17 protein-coding genes are annotated in these 15,878 nt (G+C 74.1%); 10 read left to right on the top strand and 7 right to left on the bottom strand.

The window, feature by feature from the left end; genetic code table 11:
- The first annotated feature begins 19 nt into the window (after positions 1-19).
- A complete protein-coding gene (locus FHX32_RS08825) occupies positions 20-1,288 on the top strand; it encodes a glycosyltransferase family 4 protein (RefSeq protein ID WP_167180251.1) in 1,269 nt (422 codons plus the stop codon).
- Between the two features lie 137 nt (positions 1,289-1,425).
- Here FHX32_RS08825 and FHX32_RS08820 read toward each other — a convergent pair whose 3' ends face one another.
- The 5 genes from FHX32_RS08820 to FHX32_RS08800 form a co-directional block, all read right to left on the bottom strand.
- The gene (locus tag FHX32_RS08820; RefSeq protein ID WP_167180250.1) at positions 1,426-2,148 is read right to left on the bottom strand and encodes a CDP-alcohol phosphatidyltransferase family protein; all 723 of its coding nucleotides are present in this window, start codon (positions 2,146-2,148) and stop codon (positions 1,426-1,428) included.
- A complete protein-coding gene (locus FHX32_RS08815; protein WP_167180248.1) occupies positions 2,123-3,190 on the bottom strand; it encodes an iron-containing alcohol dehydrogenase family protein in 1,068 nt (355 codons plus the stop codon). The genes FHX32_RS08820 and FHX32_RS08815 overlap by 26 nt, the downstream gene beginning before the upstream one ends.
- The gene (locus tag FHX32_RS08810) at positions 3,178-3,909 is read right to left on the bottom strand and encodes a phosphocholine cytidylyltransferase family protein (protein ID WP_167182439.1); all 732 of its coding nucleotides are present in this window, start codon (positions 3,907-3,909) and stop codon (positions 3,178-3,180) included. The genes FHX32_RS08815 and FHX32_RS08810 overlap by 13 nt, the downstream gene beginning before the upstream one ends.
- 116 nt (positions 3,910-4,025) lie before the next feature.
- The gene (locus FHX32_RS08805) at positions 4,026-4,796 is read right to left on the bottom strand and encodes a hypothetical protein (protein WP_167180247.1); all 771 of its coding nucleotides are present in this window, start codon (positions 4,794-4,796) and stop codon (positions 4,026-4,028) included.
- The gene (locus tag FHX32_RS08800; protein WP_302920470.1) at positions 4,793-5,242 is read right to left on the bottom strand and encodes an NUDIX domain-containing protein; all 450 of its coding nucleotides are present in this window, start codon (positions 5,240-5,242) and stop codon (positions 4,793-4,795) included. Before FHX32_RS08800 ends, FHX32_RS08805 begins: the two co-directional genes overlap by 4 nt.
- Positions 5,243-5,356: 114 nt before the next feature.
- On the opposite strand from FHX32_RS08800, the gene FHX32_RS08795 reads away from it, so the two are divergent.
- From FHX32_RS08795 to corA, 3 genes are all read left to right on the top strand, one after another.
- Entirely contained in the window at positions 5,357-5,749 is a 393-nt protein-coding gene (locus FHX32_RS08795) for a CBS domain-containing protein (RefSeq protein WP_088996580.1), read from the top strand.
- Positions 5,750-5,946: 197 nt separating this feature from the next.
- Positions 5,947-7,041 (top strand): aminotransferase-like domain-containing protein, encoded by a 1,095-nt coding sequence (locus tag FHX32_RS08790; RefSeq protein ID WP_167180245.1) that lies wholly within the window; start codon positions 5,947-5,949, stop codon positions 7,039-7,041.
- Positions 7,042-7,394: 353 nt separating this feature from the next.
- Positions 7,395-8,537, top strand: a complete 1,143-nt coding sequence (gene corA, locus FHX32_RS08785; protein ID WP_167180244.1) for a magnesium/cobalt transporter CorA — start codon at positions 7,395-7,397, stop codon at positions 8,535-8,537.
- Positions 8,538-8,676: 139 nt separating this feature from the next.
- Here the strand turns inward: corA and FHX32_RS08780 are convergent, their stop codons facing one another.
- Positions 8,677-9,471, bottom strand: coding sequence for a hypothetical protein (locus tag FHX32_RS08780; protein WP_167180243.1), 795 nt, complete (start codon positions 9,469-9,471; stop codon positions 8,677-8,679).
- 84 nt (positions 9,472-9,555) lie between these two features.
- On the opposite strand from FHX32_RS08780, the gene FHX32_RS08775 reads away from it, so the two are divergent.
- Both FHX32_RS08775 and FHX32_RS08770 read left to right on the top strand, forming a co-directional pair.
- A complete protein-coding gene (locus FHX32_RS08775; RefSeq protein ID WP_109898719.1) occupies positions 9,556-10,086 on the top strand; it encodes a peptidylprolyl isomerase in 531 nt (176 codons plus the stop codon).
- A 90-nt stretch (positions 10,087-10,176) separates the two neighbouring features.
- Positions 10,177-11,088, top strand: coding sequence for a rhomboid family intramembrane serine protease (locus FHX32_RS08770; RefSeq protein WP_167180242.1), 912 nt, complete (start codon positions 10,177-10,179; stop codon positions 11,086-11,088).
- Positions 11,089-11,139: 51 nt separating this feature from the next.
- Here FHX32_RS08770 and FHX32_RS08765 read toward each other — a convergent pair whose 3' ends face one another.
- Complete coding sequence (locus FHX32_RS08765) at positions 11,140-11,565, bottom strand: PH domain-containing protein (protein ID WP_167180241.1); 426 nt, start codon at positions 11,563-11,565, stop codon at positions 11,140-11,142.
- 89 nt (positions 11,566-11,654) lie between these two features.
- Here FHX32_RS08765 and FHX32_RS08760 point away from each other — a divergent pair, with 89 nt between their 5' ends.
- The 4 genes from FHX32_RS08760 to FHX32_RS08745 all read left to right on the top strand — a co-directional run bounded on the left by FHX32_RS08760 (position 11,655) and on the right by FHX32_RS08745 (position 15,872).
- Positions 11,655-12,827 (top strand): acetyl-CoA C-acyltransferase, encoded by a 1,173-nt coding sequence (locus tag FHX32_RS08760; protein WP_167180240.1) that lies wholly within the window; start codon positions 11,655-11,657, stop codon positions 12,825-12,827.
- 319 nt (positions 12,828-13,146) lie between these two features.
- Complete coding sequence (locus FHX32_RS08755) at positions 13,147-13,659, top strand: hypothetical protein (protein ID WP_167180239.1); 513 nt, start codon at positions 13,147-13,149, stop codon at positions 13,657-13,659.
- Positions 13,660-13,753: 94 nt separating this feature from the next.
- Complete coding sequence (locus FHX32_RS08750; protein ID WP_167180238.1) at positions 13,754-14,443, top strand: response regulator transcription factor; 690 nt, start codon at positions 13,754-13,756, stop codon at positions 14,441-14,443.
- Positions 14,436-15,872 carry a sensor histidine kinase gene (locus FHX32_RS08745; protein ID WP_167180237.1) on the top strand — a complete coding sequence of 479 codons (1,437 nt, stop codon included), beginning with the start codon at positions 14,436-14,438 and terminating at the stop codon, positions 15,870-15,872. Before FHX32_RS08750 ends, FHX32_RS08745 begins: the two co-directional genes overlap by 8 nt.
- Positions 15,873-15,878: the final 6 nt, after the last annotated feature.

The following is a 15,878-nucleotide window of genomic DNA, read 5'->3' as shown; positions in this document are numbered from 1 at the left end:
AACGGTAGCCTTCTTTCCCGTGAGAATCGTGGTGGCGCACAACCGGTACCGGGAAGCCCAGCCGTCCGGGGAGAACACCATCGTCGACGCCGAGATCGCCCAGCTCACCGCGGCGGGCGTCGAGGTGCTGCCGTTCCTGCGCAGCTCGGACGAGATCCCGACGATGCCGAAGACGGCCAAGGCGCTGCTGCCGATCTCGCCGATCTACGCGCCCCGCGCCCAGCAGGAACTCAGCCGGTTGATCACCGAGCACCGGCCGGACGTGCTGCACCTGCACAACCCGTACCCGCTGCTCTCGCCGTGGGTGGTGCGTACGGCGCACCGGCACGGGGTGCCGGTGGTGCAGACGGTGCACAACTACCGGCAGGTCTGCTCCTCCGGGCTGTACTTCCGGGACGGGATCATCTGCCAGGACTGCCGGGGGCGGGCGCTGGGCGTGCCGGCCATCGTGCACCGCTGCTACCGGGGGTCGCGGGCGCAGAGCGCCCTGATGGCCACCACGCTGGCGGTGCACCGGGGCACCTGGCGCTCGGTGGACCGGTTCGTGGCGCTCACCTCGGCGGTCGCCGACCATCTGCGCGACTACGGCATCCCGGCGGAGCGGATCGTGGTGAAGCCGAACGGCATCCCCGACCCGGGCCGGCCCGCCCCGCTCGGTGAGGGGTTCCTCTTCCTCGGCCGGCTCTCCCCCGAGAAGGGGCTGGACCTGCTGCTGGACGCCTGGCGGCGGCACCCGGACGGCGCGCTCGGCCCGCTGCGCGTGGCCGGTGACGGCGAACTGCGCCCGCTGGTCGAGGCGGCGGCCGCCGAGCGGGCCGACGTCACCTTCCTCGGCCCGCTGGACCGTGCCGGGGTGCGCGCCGCGCTGGAGACCAGCGCGGTGGTGCTGGCCACCTCGACCTGGCACGACGTGCTGCCCACGGTGATCATCGAGGCGCTGGCGGCCGGCCGGCCGGTGCTCGGCACCGCCCTCGGCGGCATCCCCTATCTGGTCGGCGCGGACACTCCCCGGGAACCGGCCGGCACCGGGCCGGCGGCGGTCGCCTCCGCCCTCCCCGGCGACGGAATGGCCACCCTGCCGTCCGGCGTGGTGCCGGGCGAGGCGGGCTGGGTGGTGCCGCCGGAGCCGGCCGCGCTGGCCGCCGCCCTGCCGCTGGCCCGGGTGGGCGCCGCGACGCTGTCGGTTGCCGCCCGCGCCCGCTACGAGCGCACCTTCCACCCCGACGTGGTCACCAAGCAGCTCATCGACATCTACGCCGGCGCGATCCGCTCCCCGAACCTCTCCTGACCCCGCCCACCCACCGTCACGACCCGGAACGCACGTTCAGTGAACGAGTGCCTGTCCGGCGCTTCTCAGCCACTCTTTCCGAGAAAGTGCGGCTGCCGGACGTCGTCGGAGGGGGCGAGGGTGGGGGCGGGGGTGGGTCAGCGGAGGGAGGCGCGGGCGGAGAAGGCGATGCTGGCCAGCAGGAAGCCGCCGTTGACCACGGTGAACGCGACCACCACCCAGAACGCCAGGGCGGGGGCGAGCAGCAGCACCAGCGCGGCCACGAAGATCACCGCGCCGTAGTCGCGGACCAGCTTCACCAGGCGTACCGGCAGCGAGGTCGAGGTGACCATGCTGGCCGCGTTCGGGCCGGCCTGCATCACCGAGGTGACCAGGTTGACCATCCAGGTGCCGGCGAAGATCGCCACCAGCCAGGTCGGGGTCGACGGCCGCTGCGCCACCGCAGTCGCCGCCAGCGCGGCCACCAGGGCGATCTGCGCCGCCACGTCGCAGAGCACGTCGACCCGGGCGCCGGCCGCGCTGCCCTGCCCGGTCACCCGGGCCAACTGCCCGTCCGCGCAGTCCAGGGCGTACGCCACCTGCCACCCGACCAGCGCGAGCAGCCCGACCACCCAGGCCGGTACGTCCCCGGCGGCGACCGGCCCGGCGAGCGCCACCACGGTCACCGAGGTGGCCAGGCCGAGCACCAGGTTGGTCATGGTCAGCGCGGTCGGCGGCAGCCCGAGCCGCTGGGCGACGAGCGCGAACACCGCGCCCAGCCACTGGCTGATCGATTCGCTGAACAGGCCGCCACCCCGGTTCACCCGGTGGAAGTCGGCGACGGTGGGGCGGGGCTCAGCCAAGCTGGTCGCGGATTGCACCGGCGTAGTCTGCCAGCCGTTCCCGCGTCTCGGTAGGCGTCATCGCGAGGTGTTCGAGGATGGTGTACCGGTCCGGCCGGGTGGCCGGCGCGAACTGCACCGCCTCGGCGAACTGCTCGTCGGTCAGGCCCAGTTCGGCCGGCGTGGTGGCCAGACCGTGCCGGTGCAGGCAGCGGGCGAGCCGGCCGAACCGGTCCAGATCGCCGCGCAGGAAGGTGCAGAAGAGGGCACCGAGCCCCACCTGCTCACCGTGCGAGCCGGTGCCGGGATAGAGCCGGTCGATCGCGTGCGAGATCTCGTGGTCGCCGCCGCTGGCGGGGCGGGTCGACCCGCACACCGAGCTGGCGATGCCGCCCAGGATCAGCGCCTCGGCGAGCGTGGTGAGGAACCCGTCGTCGGTGATCTTGCCGGGGTGGTTGAGCAGCGCCTCGGCGCCGGTACGGGCCAGCGTCACGGCGAGCCCGTCGATCGGCTCGCCGCGCACCTCGTGGGCGAGTTCCCAGTCGGCGCAGGCGTTCAGGTTGCTCACCGCGTCGCCGATGCCGGCCTGGGTCTGCCGGTCCGGGCCGGTCTCCACGAAGTCGAGGTCGACCATGACCGCGATCGGGATGTGCACCCCGTAGGAACCCTTGCCGCCCTCGTGGTCGAGCGAGGCGGTCGGGGAGGCGATGCCGTCGTTGGCCAGGCTGGTCGCCACGGTCACCATCGGGATGCCGTACCGGGTGGCCGCGTACTTGGCGGTGTCGATGGTCTTGCCGCCGCCGATGCCGACCACCGCGTCGTACTGGCGGCGGCGCAGCCGGTCGCCGAGTTCGTTGGCGGCGTCGATGGTGCCGCCGGCGACCGTGAACACGTCGGCCGCGCCGAGCGACGGCCGGCACAGCTCGACGATCTTCTCGCCCTGGCCGGGGCCGACCACCACGGCGACGTCGCCACCGGCGGAGATCCGCCGGTCGGCCAGGAGCGGGCCCAGGTCGGCCACCGCCCCCCGCCGGACCTCGATCGCCAGCGGGGTGTTGACCGTACGGGCTAGTAGCGGCACGCGATCTCCCGCGCCCGGGCCAGGTCGGCGTGGTTGTCCACCTCGACCCAGGAGACGTCCCCGATCGGCGCGGCCCGCACCTCGCCACCGGAGTCGGCGAACTCCTGGTAGCCGTCCTCGTAGTAGAGGTTCGGGTCGCGCCGCCAGGTGGCCTCCAGCGCGTCGGCGAGGGCGTCGGCCACCTGCGGCTCGATCAGGGTCGCGCCGATGTACTCGCCGTACGCCTCGCCCGGGTCCATGATCTTGGTGATCCGGGTGAGCTGGCCGGCCGCGTCGAAGGTGGTCTTCATCTCCTCCTCGGCCAGCGCCTTGATCGTGTCGATCGCGAGCAGGATGCCCGGCCCCCGCTCGGCCAGCAGCGTCTTCTCCACGCTCACCGGGTGCACGGTGTCGCCGTTGACCAGCAGCACGCCCCGGGAGAAATGCTCCCGGGCCAGCCAGAGCGAGTAGGCGTTGTTCCACTCCTCGGCCTTGTCGTTGTGCACCAGGGTGAGCGTGACGCCGTACCGCTTCTCCAGGTCGGCCTGCCGCTCGCGGACCGCGTCCGCCGCGTAGCCGACCACGATCACGATCTCGGTGAGCCCCACCTCGGCGAGGTTGCGCAGCGCGATGTCCAGGATGGTGGTGTCACCGTCCACCGGCACCAGCGCCTTGGGCAGGGTGTCGGTGTACGGGCGCAGCCGGCGCCCCGCCCCGGCCGCGAGCACCATCCCGATCATTCCTGCGTCCTCCCTCGTACGACTCCCGGTCACCGGTGGAGGATAGCGCCGCGTGACCGGCCGACCGTGGCCAACCGGGGCAGCGGGGGGCGGCCCCGGGGCTTGTCGGCCACCGCTCAGCCGGGCAGCGCCGCCAGGTCGGCGAGCATGGTCAGCCGCTCCTCGGCGGTCAGTACCAGGTAGGGCGGGGCGGCCCGCCGGTCGGTCTCCAGTTCGATGGCGAGCCGTTCCGGCCCGGCCGGCAGGGCGGCCACGCTCGACGCGGTGTGCCCGGCGGCGGTCCACGCGGCGGCGTGCGCGTCGGCCCGGTGGTAGCGCAGCGTGCCGAGCCGGTTGAGCAGCAGCACCCCGGGCGGGGTGCCGTCCGGCTCGTACGGCGGCGCCATCGCGGCGAACGCCTCGCCGGTGCCGTCCCCCTCCTCCTCGGCGTGGACCAGCGCGTACGTCAGCAACCGGCCGAGCGCCTCCACCAGCCGGGCCACCCGCTCCTCGTGCCCGGCCCACAGTTCCCCGGTGACCTCGCCGTGCACCTGCCACAGCTCGGCCAGGAAGGCCGCCCCGCGGTCGGTGGCGGAGAGCCCCCCGTCCGGCCGGCGGTGGATCATCCCGTACGCGACCTGCTTGTCCAGCGCCCGCTGGCAGGCGGCCGGGTCGCGGTAGCGGGTGACGGCGGCGAACCCCGCGCCGTCCACGCTGCCGCCGGGCACCGCGAGCCGGGTGCGGAACTCCACCAGGAACCCGGTCGCGGCGGGCCCGCCGTAGCGCTGGCTGAGTTCGGTGCCGCCGCCGTCGCGGCCGGCCAGTATGGCGGCGACGAAGACCCGGTCGACCGCCGGGGCCACCAGCCCGGCGAACCGGTGCGGCGGCAGCTCGACGGCGTCGTTCACAGACCGATCGAGCGCAGGGCGGCGAAGGCCTCCTCGGCGATCCGCCGGATCAACCCGTCGTTGACGTCGCGGTGCTCGTCGAGCACGGCCAGCTCGTCGGCGCGCAGCCAACGGAACTCGGTGTGCTTGCCCGCCTCCAGCCGGGGCCGGGACAGGTCGCCGTCGACCCGGACCAGCCAGTCGCTCTCCACCCGGGGCAGGCCGTCGTCGCCGACGTAGCGGTACTCGCCGACCGGGCCGAGCACGTGCGAGACGGTCCAGCCGGTCTCCTCGGTCACCTCGCGGCGCAGCGCGTCGTCGACGTCCTCACCGGGCTCCAGGTGACCCCCGACGATGTCCCAGCAGTTGGGAAAGAGACGCCGGTCGGCGGACCGCCGCTGGAAGAAGAGGCGGCCGTCGTCGTCGACGATCAGGGCGCCGGCGCAGCGCAGGGGCTCGGTGGACACGCCACGACAGTAGCGAGCGGTCGGGCCTGGCGGCGATGCCCGGTCTTGTCCCGGAAACATCCGGGGTCCACGATGTCCGTACCGGGTGCCACCGTCCCACAGGGGTGATGCGTGATGCAGGTTCGGGAAGCGATGTCCAGCCAGGTTCTCGTGGTCGGCCCGGAGCACACGCTCCGGCAGGCGGCTCGGATGATGACGGCCCGCGGTGTCGGGTCGGCGGTCGTGATCGACCCGGACTCCGAAGGGGTCGGGATCATGACGGAGCGTGACGTACTGAAAGCGATCGGTGCCGGGCTGGACTGCGACGTCGAGCGGACCGGTGAGCACCTGACCTGGGACGTCGTCTATGCCGGACCGGACTGGACGGTGGAGGAGGCGGCCGCCGCGATGGCCAGGGGCGGGTTCCGGCACCTGGTGGTGCTCGACGGCCGCGAGGTGGCCGGGGTCATCTCGGTCCGGGACATCATGCGGGTCTGGGCCGGCAGCCGGATGGTCGGCACCGGCTGAGCCGCGACTCCGCCCGGCGGGCGCCCCGTCGGGCGCGTGGCGGGGTCGTTCCCGGTACGCGCAGCACGACCCGCTCGGCCTTCCGGTCCGACTTGCCGGCCACCGGTTGACGCAGGTCACCCGACCCGGTGGCTCAGGATGCGGACATCGCCGTGCCGTCCGCGCGCACCCCGCCGCCGCCCGTACGCTGAACAGCCATGACCGCCGAGCAGCTGATCTCCTTCGCCCGTGGCGCTCCCTCGTTGGACATCGTCGATGTCGAGGGGCTCAAGGCCGCCGCCGTCCGCGCGTTCGACGCCGACCCTGCCGGGGTGACGGCGTACGGCACCTCCGTCGGCTACCTCCCGCTGCGCGAGTGGATCGCCGCGAAGCACGGGGTGCGGCCCGAGCAGGTGCTGGTCACCAACGGCTCGTTGCAGGCCGACGCGTTCCTCTTCGACCACCTGGTGCGCCCCGGTGACGCGGTGGTGGTCGAGCGGCCCACGTACGACCGGACCCTGCTCAACCTCAAGCGGATGGGCAGCGAGCTGCACGGGATCACCATCCAGCCGGACGGCCTGGACACCGCCGAGCTGCGCAAGCTGCTGGAGTCGGGGGTACGGCCGCGGCTGGCCCACGTCATCCCGAACTACCAGAACCCGGCCGGCGTGACGCTCTCCCTGGAGAAGCGCCGCGAACTGCTCGACCTCGCCGCCGAGTACGGGTTCACCATCTTCGAGGACGACCCGTACGCCGACATCCGGTTCCGGGGCGAGCCGCTGCCGTCGATGCTGTCGCTGGACACCCGCGGTGTGGTGGTGCACGCCTCCAGCTTCACCAAGACGGTCTGCCCCGGGGTGCGGGTCGGCTACCTGGTCGGGCCGGCGGACCTGATCGCCGACATCGCCAGGAACGCGACCAGCCTCTACATCTCCCCCGGCATGGTCTCCGAGGCGATCGTGCACCAGTTCTGCGTCTCCGGCGACATCGACCGCTCGATCGAGACCGTCCGCGCCGCGCTCGGCGAGCGGGCCCGGGTGCTCGCCGAGTCGCTGCGCCGGCACATCCCGGAGGCCCGCTTCGTCGAGCCGGACGGCGGCTACTTCCTCTGGATCGAGCTGCCCGAGGACGTGCTGGTCGACCGGCTCGCCCCGGCCGCCGCCGAGCGCGGGGTGGCCGTGGTCAAGGGCAGCGACTTCGTCGTCGAGGGCGGGCAGCACGCCCTGCGGCTCGCGTTCTCGGCGGTCACCGCCGACCGGATCGAGGAGGGTGTCCGGCGGCTGGCCGAGGCGGTCGCGGCCGTCCGGAGCTGATTTCTGTCGGGTTTCCGACAGTAAAGCGATACCGGCCGTCCCGGGACTCCCGCCGGGGCGGCTGGCGGCCCACAATGCTGCGAGCGTCATTCACCACCTGTAGCGGAGTTCGGTCTCGCGCACGGCCCCGCGCCTCACCGGCGCGTCCCCGGGCCGCCCGAGCCGCCGTCACGGCGAGTGGCGTGACCAGCACAACCCCCGCCCCCAAAGGGTGCCGGGTGGGCCGTGTCGTCCCTCACCCCCCGATGCGGCCCGGCCCGCCCGGCGCCACCCCCACAGCCGATCGTCACGGGCGGTGACCGGCACGGCGGCGTAACCTGCAAGCCGCAGCGGAGCGTGGGAAGGGGGGCGCGATGACGGACCGTGTGGAGCGGGTGGTGCCGCCGGGCACCGGCCGGGTGCTCAAGCCCCGGGCCTGGGTGGCGCCGGTACGGGCGATGGCCCGCCGCCGGGGCGCCGACGGCGCCCGGGACGCCGCCCCGCCCAGCGGCCCCGGCCGCAACGCCGTGGTCGACTGCGCGCTCTACGCCGACGGCCGGCGGCAGCCGGGCGACCGGGACTACGCCGAGGCGCTCCAGGCCGCCCGCGGGGCGGAGCACGGCTTCGTCTGGCTCGGGCTGCACGAGCCGTCGCTGGACCAGATGACCGCCATCGCCGCCACCTACGGCCTGCACGAGCTGGCGGTCGAGGACGCGGTCAAGGCCCAGCAACGTCCCAAGCTGGAGCACTTCGGCGAGGTGAGCTTCCTGGTGCTGCGGACCGCCCGGTACTGCGAGCACGCCGAGCTGACCGAGACCTCCGAGGTGGTCGAGACCGGCCAGGTGATGCTCTTCATCGGCCCGAACTTCCTGATCAGCGTCCGGCACGGGGACGCCTGCCGGCTCTCACCCGTGCGGGCCGACCTGGAGACCAAGCAGGAACTGCTGCTCCAGGGGCCGTGGGCGGTGGCGTACGCGATCACCGACCGGGTGGTGGACCTCTACCTGGAGGTGGCCGACCGGCTGGAGGACGACCTCGACACGCTGGAGGCGGAGGTCTTCGACCGGCAGGCCAGCGGCCGGATCCAGCGGATCTACCAGATGAAGCGGGAACTGGTGGAGTTCAAGCGGGCGGTGACGCCGCTGCAACGGCCGCTGATGACGCTCACCTCGCAGATGAACCGGGACGTGCCCAAGGAGGTGCGGCGCTACTTCCGGGACGTGCAGGACCATCTCAGCCGGACCGTCGAGCAGGTCAACTCCTACGACGACCTGCTCAACTCGATCCTCCAGGCGCGGCTGGCCCAGGTGACGGTCGACCAGAACAACGACATGCGCAAGATCGCCGCATGGGCGGCCATCGCCGCGGTCTGGACCGCCATCGCCGGCATCTACGGGATGAACTTCGACGTCATGCCCGAGCTGCGGATGACGTACGGCTATCCGGTCGTACTCGCGCTGATGCTGGCCATCTCGCTCGCCCTCTACCGCTGGTTCCGCCGCAACGGCTGGCTCTGACAGCCCCGCGGCCGGACCCGGACCCCGAGCCCGACCGGGGCCGGGACCCGGAAAGCGGAAGCGCCGGCGTCACGGGGTGATCCCCGCCTCGCCGGCGCTTCCCGCGGCTCCTCCGGTCCGCGGCGCCCTGACCCGCAGGTCAGCGGCGCCCGTTGGTCCGGGCGGTGTTCTTGCTCATCGCCTTGCTCAGATCGTCGGCCGGCCGGCCGGAAACGTCCCGGGCACCCTCGGCCACCGACGGGACCTTCTCGGTCGCCTGGATGGTCGGCTGCTTGCCGGGCGTGGTGGTGGAGGCGCTGTCACCACCGGCCACCGCCGAGCTGCCGGCCCCGGTCGGGCCGCCGGCCACGCCCGAGCCGCTGGACGTCGTGGACGCGTCGGTCACCTTGGTGCCGCCGGCGGACCCGGTCCGCACCTCGATGGTGTCCACCTCGTCGCGCATCGGCTCCAGCGTGCGGGTCGGGTCGTACTCGGCCCACTCCTGCTGCTCCCGGCGCCGGCGCATGGCCAGCGCGCCGGCCAGGCCGGCCACCGCGCCGGCGGCGAGCAGACCGGTCATCATGGACCCGCGACGGCGGGGCTGCTTCTTCTTCCCACTGATCCGCATGTTCTTCGCCTTGGCCTTCCTGGTCATCGAGCCTGCCTGCCCGGCACCGTCGCGGGCTGCCGCCGCCAGCGGTGCCAGGGTGGTGAGGGTGGACCCCCAACCGGCCGCGGCGCGGTCGCGCACCTTCGCAGCCGTCGGCGCGACGTAGCCCCGGGCTGCCTGGACCCGGGGTCCGACACGCCCGCCGGCACCCTTCGCGGCGTGGTTGGCCGCCTGCACCAGATGGCTGATGCCCTGGTTCAGCTCGGCCCTGGCGAGCTGCCCTTGGGACTTACGCCGCCCGATTCCAAACACGGTCCCACCTCCTGGGAGTTGTTCCTCCGTCATCCTCCACCTTCGGATGCCTCCGCATGGCCAGATCGGGCACATGGGAGGATCCGCATGGAACTGACCGACAAGTGAGGAGTACCCGTGGCCGAGGCTGTCTACGCCACCTTGCACACCAACGCCGGCCCGATCCGGCTGGAGCTCTTCCCCAACCACGCGCCGAAGACCGTCCGCAACTTCGTCGAGCTGGCGCAGGGCAAGCGCGAATACATCGACCCGCGTACCGGCCAGCCGGGCAGCGGCCCGTACTACGACGGCACCATCTCGCACCGGGTGATCGCCGGCTTCATGATCCAGATGGGCGACCCGACCGGCACCGGCCGCGGCGGGCCGGGCTACAAGTTCGCCGACGAGTTCCACCCGGAACTGCGCTTCGACCGGCCGTACCTGCTGGCGATGGCGAACGCCGGGCCGGGCACCAACGGCTCGCAGTTCTTCATCACCGTGTCGCCGACGCCGCACCTGAACAACCGGCACACCATCTTCGGCCAGGTCGCCGACGAGGCCTCGGCGAAGGTGGTGGACACGATCGCCAACACCCCGACCGGCCCGAGCGACCGGCCGCTGCAGGACGTGGTCATCGAGCGGGTCGAGATCGAGGGCGGCGAGGGCTGAGCGTCGGCGAGGTACCTTTGCTCGCATGACTGAGCGCTCCGGAGGGCGGGCCCGGCGCGGCCGTACGGGCCCGGACGGGAGGTCGGCGCGGTGAGCGAGTCGCCACCGACCACCCCGGTCTGCTACCGGCACCCGGGTCGGCAGACCTACGTCCGCTGCACCCGCTGCGACCGGCCGATCTGCCCGGACTGCATGCGGGAGGCGTCGGTCGGGCACCAGTGCCCGGAGTGCGTCAACGAGGGTCGCCGTAGCGTGCGGCCGGCGCGTACCGCCTTCGGTGGCGGTGCCGCCGGCCGGCACGGCTACGTGACCCGGGCGCTGATCGCGCTGAACGTGCTGCTGATGCTGCTCTCCATCGCCTCCGACCGGGGCGGGGACGCCGCCCTCGGCGGTTCCGGCTTCGGCGGGCTGCTCGGCGGCAGCACCCCGCTCACCGACTGGGGCTCGGTGCTGGGTGGGGCGATCTTCCCCGACGGCACCGTCGGCGGCATCGCCGAGGGCCAGTGGTACCGCCTGCTCACCGCGATGTTCCTGCACTTCGGCGTGGTCCACCTGCTGCTGAACATGTGGGCGCTCTGGGTGCTCGGCCGGTCGCTGGAGGCCAACCTCGGGCCGCTGCGCTTCCTGTCGCTCTACCTGGTCGCCGGGTTCGGCGGGAACGTCGCCGCGTACCTGTTCAGCGAGCCGAACGTGACCACCGCCGGCGCCTCCACGGCCATCTTCGGGCTCTTCGCCGCGCTCATCGTGATCGAACGGAAGATGGGCCGGGACATCTCCCAGGTCATCCCGATCCTGGTGATCAACCTGGTCTTCACGTTGACCGTGCCGGGCATCTCCATCCCCGGGCACCTGGGCGGCCTGGTGGTCGGCGCGGCGATGGCGCTGGTGCTGGCGTACGCCCCGCGGTCGCGGCGCTCGCTGGTGCAGTTCGCCGGCGGCGCGGTCCTGGTGCTGGCGCTGCTCGGCCTGGCGCTGGTCCGCACCGCTGCCCTGGTCGGCTGACCGGCCGCTCAGCCCGCCGCGCCGCTGCGAACGGGGCGGATCGCGGGCCGCTCAGTCGGCGGGGCGGGCGGCCTGCAGCGCCTCGGCCACCTCGGCCGGCTCGGCGCCCAGGTCGGAGCGGCCGAACAGGTGCAGCGAATCGCCCGCGTCGATCTCCAGCACCTCGTTGGCCAGGCCCAGCCGGCCCCGGCGCTCCACGGTGATCGCCTCCACCGCGACCCAGGGCAGCCGGCGGCGCCCGGCATAGCCCGCGATCACCGTGACGCCCTCCGGGTCGACGGCGAGCCGGACCGGGGCGACCACGTCGCGCAGCGCCCAGCCGAGCAGCCCGGCCGCGGCCAGCCCGGCGAGCACCAGTTGCACCGGGTCGCCCGCGGCGAGGAGGAGCCCGAGCGCCAGCAGCGCGAGCGCGCCGGCGGCCTTCAGCACCGGCAGGGCGGCGGGCACCCGCCACTGCCCGGACGACTCTGCTGGCATGCGCCCAGCATGCCAGCGCACCCGGGGGAGGACGACCACCCCGCCGAGGACGTAGGATCGGGATCGAGCCAAGTTACCGGGGAGTAGACATGAGTGACGCGGTCATCGTCGGCGCCGTACGCACCCCGGTGGGGCGGCGCAAGGGCAGCCTGGCCACAGTGCATCCGGTGGACCTGTCGGCGCACGTGCTGCGTGCCCTGGCCGAGCGCACCGGCATCGACCCGGGGCAGGTCGACGACGTGGTCTGGGGCTGCGTGTCGCAGGTCGGCGAGCAGTCGTGGAACATCGCCCGCAACGGCGTGCTGGCCGCCGGCTGGCCGGAGTCGGTGCCCGGCACCACGCTCGACCGGCAGTGCGGCTCCAGCCAGCAGGCGCTGCACTTCGCCGCCGCCACCGTGCTCTCCGGCCAGGCCGACCTGGTGGTCGCCGGTGGCGTGGAGTCGATGACCCGGGTGCCGATGGGCTCCAGCGTGGCCGGCGGCATGCCCTTCAGCGACCAGGTGCGCGACCGCTACCGGGGCGTGGAGGGCTTCGCCGACGAGTCCCCGCTGCCGTTCAACCAGGGCGTCGGCGCCGAGCTGATCGCCCAGCGCTGGCGCTTCTCCCGCACCCAGCTCGACGAGTACGCGCTGGCCAGCCACGAGAAGGCGGCCGCCGCGCAGGACGCCGGCGCGTTCGACGCCGAACTCGCCCCGGTGGCGCTGGCCGACGGCGGCAAGTTCGCCGCCGACGAGGGCATCCGGCGGGACACCTCGCTGGCCAAGCTCGGTGAGCTGGCCACCCCGTTCCGGGCCGACGGCGTGGTCACCGCCGGCTCCGCGTCGCAGATCTCCGACGGCGCGGCGGCGCTCGCCGTGACCACCTCCGAGTGGGCCAGCCGGCACGGCCTGCGCCCGCTGGCCCGGATCCACACCGCCGTGGTCGCCGCCGACGACCCGGTCACCATGCTCACCGCGCCGATCCCGGCCACCGCGAAGGCGCTGCGCCGCGCCGGGCTGGGCATCGAGGAGATCGGGGTGTACGAGGTGAACGAGGCGTTCGCCCCGGTGCCGCTGGCCTGGCTGGCGGAAACCGAGGCGGACCCGGAGCGGCTGAACCCGCGCGGCGGGGCGATCGCGCTGGGCCACCCGCTGGGCGCGTCCGGCGCCCGGATCATGACCACGATGCTCGCCCACATGCGCGACAACGGCATCCGCTACGGCCTGCAGACGATGTGCGAGGGCGGCGGCATGGCCAACGCCACCATCGTCGAGCTGCTCTGACTCCATCCCCCGGCCGGTCGCCCGCTCCGGTGGCCGGCCCGGGGGCCCCACCGGTCGGGTCGGTCGTCGAGCCGCCACGCTTCTCGCCGGCACCGCCGTGGTCGACCGGCCGGCTCCGGCGGTCGCCGCCGGCTACACCGGCCCGCATTACGGCGCCGAAGCACCGGCATAGGGCTACCGCTGATCCGCTGCCGGTGGGCCACCCCGGCCGCTGCCGGGGCGGCCCGCCGTCGCACAGGCGGTGCGACTCCGCGTCGTGGAACTTCCAAAACTGTCCTGTGAGCCGCGTCACCCCCGGGCGGCTGTCGTTGGGCAGGGCATGGACGTGTTCTCCCGAACGTTCCTCCCGGCCGCCGCCGAGGCCGGGCTGGCGGCGCAGACCGTCACCCGGCACATGCCGATCTTCCGTCGCTGCGTCGGATCCGGCGACGCGACCATCCTGGTCAGCCGGTGCCACCGCCCCGACCGCCCGATGGCGGGCGAGTACCTGCTGCTGATGACCCACCGCCGGCTGGTCGTCACCCAGCAGACCCGGGTGCTGCACCGGCTGCGCCTGCACCTCAACACCGAACTGCGCGAGCTGAGCAACGTCACCTGGAGCCCCGACCCCCGGCTGCACTCGGTCGAGCTGGCCGCCACCGCGATCGACGGGATCCGCGAGCGGTTCGTCATCCGGACCCAGCACCCGAAGCAGGTGTGGCAGCTCGACGCCCTGCTCAACCACGCCTTCCGGACCCGGCTGCGCAGCGCCCGGGAGCGGATCGTGGCGACCATCGGCGACGCTCCGCCCACCACCCGGCCGGTCACCTTCCGTCCCGCCACGGTCCGCTGAGCACCCGCCGGGGCGGCCCGCCCCGGCGCGTCCTTACCGAATCCGAACATCCGCCGGCGTCCGCACCGCCGCCCCGGTCGGCAATCATGGGCCGGTGACTGTCGACGCCCAGCCGCGCGGGCTCGTCCTCGTGGTCGAGGACGAGCCGGCCATCGCCGACCTGGTCCGGCTCTATCTCAGCCGGGACGGCTTCGGCGTACACCTGGAGCGGGACGGGACGGCCGGGCTGGCCGCCGCCCGCCGGCTGCGCCCGGTGGCCTGCGTGCTCGACATCGCGCTGCCCGGCCTGACCGGCACCGAGGTCTGCCGGCGGCTGCGCGAGGCCGGCGACTGGACGCCGGTCATCTTCCTCACCGCCCGGGACGACGAGGTCGACCGGGTCGTCGGCCTGGAACTGGGCGCGGACGACTACGTCACCAAGCCGTTCAGTCCGCGCGAACTGGTCGCCCGGGTGCGGGCGGTACTGCGCCGCACGGCCGGGCCGCCCGAGGTGGACCGGCCCCGGGTGGTCGGCCAGGTGACCCTCGATCCGGTCCGCCGGACGGTGTCCGTCGCGGGCGCCCCGGTCCAGCTGACCACCACGGAGTTCGATCTGCTCGCCCACCTGATGGCCCGGCCCGGGCGGGTGTTCACCCGGGAGGAGCTGCTGGCTGCGGTCTGGGGATACGCGGCGCACGCCGGCACCCGGACGGTCGACGTGCACGTGGCGCAGGTCCGGGCGAAGCTCGGCCCGGCGAGCGTGATCCGTACCCACCGGGGCGTGGGGTACGCCGCCGATGGCTGAGCCGACCCTCGCGCTGCCGGTGGTCGGCCCGCCGCCGGCACCGCCGCGCCGCCGGTTCGGCCGTACGCTGACCGCCCGCGCGGTCCTGGTCACCTGCGCGGTCGCCCTGGTCTCGGTGCTGGTCACCGCGATCGTCGCGGTGCCGCTGGCGGTGCGCGGCGTCGAGCGGCGGGACCAGGAGGCGCTGGCCGCCCAGGCCCGGCTGGCCGCCGAGGTGCTGCGCCCCCGGCTGATGACCGGTCGCACCGCCGACGAGGAGCGGCTGCTGCGCCAGCTGCGCGTGCAGGGCATCGATGCGTACCTGATCCGGCGGGGGGTGCCGGACCGGGCCGGGCTGCCGCCCCGGATGGTGCAGCGGGTCGCCGAGGGGCGCAACGTCTCGACCCGCCGGCCGGTCGACGGGCGCCGCACGCTGGTCGAGGGGCGCGCCCTGCCCGGTGGCAACGGCGTGGTGCTGACCCGCCGGGTCAGCGCCCCGTGGCGGCAGGTGCTGCCCAGCCTCTGGCTCCCGCTGCTCGCCGGGCTCGGCGCCGGGGTGGTGGCCGGGCTGCTGCTGGCCCGCCTGCTGGCCCGGCCGGTCCGGCGGGCCGCCGAGGCCGCCGCGCGGCTGCGCGCCGGCGACCGGACGGTACGGGTGCCGGTGGAGCCGCCGGACGAGACGGCCGACCTGGCGTACGCGTTGAACGGGCTGGCCACCGCGCTGGCCACCAGCGAGGGACGGCAGCGGGAGTTCCTGCTCTCCGTCTCGCACGAGCTGCGCACCCCGCTGACCGCGATCCGCGGCTACGCCGAGGCGCTCGCCGACGGCGTGATCCCCCCGGACGAGGCGGCCGGCACGGGGCAGACCCTGCTCGCCGAGGCGGAACACCTGGACCGTCTGGTCAGCGACCTGCTGGCGCTGGCCCGGCTGGAGGCGGCAGACTTCCCACTGGAACCGGTGCCGGTCGACCTGACCCGGCTGGCCGCCGACGCGGAGCGGACCTGGGCCGGCCGCTGCGCGGCGGTCGGGGTCACCTTCCGGGTGGAGGTGCAGGACCGGCCGGTGCCCGCGTACACCGATCCGGGCCGGATCCGGCAGGTCGTCGACGGGCTGCTGGAGAACGCGCTGCGGGTCGTACCGCCGGGGGCGCCGGTGGTGCTCGCGGTCCGCCCGGCGGGCGCGGACCCGGCCGCCGGCGGAGTGGTCGAGGTCCGCGACGGCGGGCCCGGCTTCACCGACGACGACCTGGCGGTGGCCTTCGAACGCGGCGCGCTGCACCAGCGGTACCGCGGCGTGCGGAAGGTGGGCAGCGGGCTGGGGCTGGCACTCGCCGCCGGCCTGGTCCGCCGGCTCGGCGGGGAGATCGTGGCGGGGCACGCCCCGGAGGGCGGCGCGGCCTTCACCGTCCGGCTGCCGCCGGATCCTTACCCGGCTCGAACATCGGCCTGACGCTCC

This window comes from Micromonospora sp. CNZ280, from assembly GCF_011759515.1.
This window is presented reverse-complemented; position numbering and strand designations above follow the sequence as displayed.

Coding starts and splice junctions, on each gene's coding strand:
- FHX32_RS08790 (WP_167180245.1), top strand. CDS start 5,947: ATGACCGCCGAGCAGCTGATCTCCTTCGCCCGTGGCGCTCCCTCGTTG.
- corA (WP_167180244.1), top strand. CDS start 7,395: ATGACGGACCGTGTGGAGCGGGTGGTGCCGCCGGGCACCGGCCGGGTG.
- FHX32_RS08795 (WP_088996580.1), top strand. CDS start 5,357: ATGCAGGTTCGGGAAGCGATGTCCAGCCAGGTTCTCGTGGTCGGCCCG.
- FHX32_RS08810 (WP_167182439.1), bottom strand. CDS start 3,909: ATGATCGGGATGGTGCTCGCGGCCGGGGCGGGGCGCCGGCTGCGCCCG.
- FHX32_RS08760 (WP_167180240.1), top strand. CDS start 11,655: ATGAGTGACGCGGTCATCGTCGGCGCCGTACGCACCCCGGTGGGGCGG.
- FHX32_RS08745 (WP_167180237.1), top strand. CDS start 14,436: ATGGCTGAGCCGACCCTCGCGCTGCCGGTGGTCGGCCCGCCGCCGGCA.
- FHX32_RS08780 (WP_167180243.1), bottom strand. CDS start 9,471: ATGACGGAGGAACAACTCCCAGGAGGTGGGACCGTGTTTGGAATCGGG.
- FHX32_RS08765 (WP_167180241.1), bottom strand. CDS start 11,565: ATGCCAGCAGAGTCGTCCGGGCAGTGGCGGGTGCCCGCCGCCCTGCCG.
- FHX32_RS08755 (WP_167180239.1), top strand. CDS start 13,147: ATGGACGTGTTCTCCCGAACGTTCCTCCCGGCCGCCGCCGAGGCCGGG.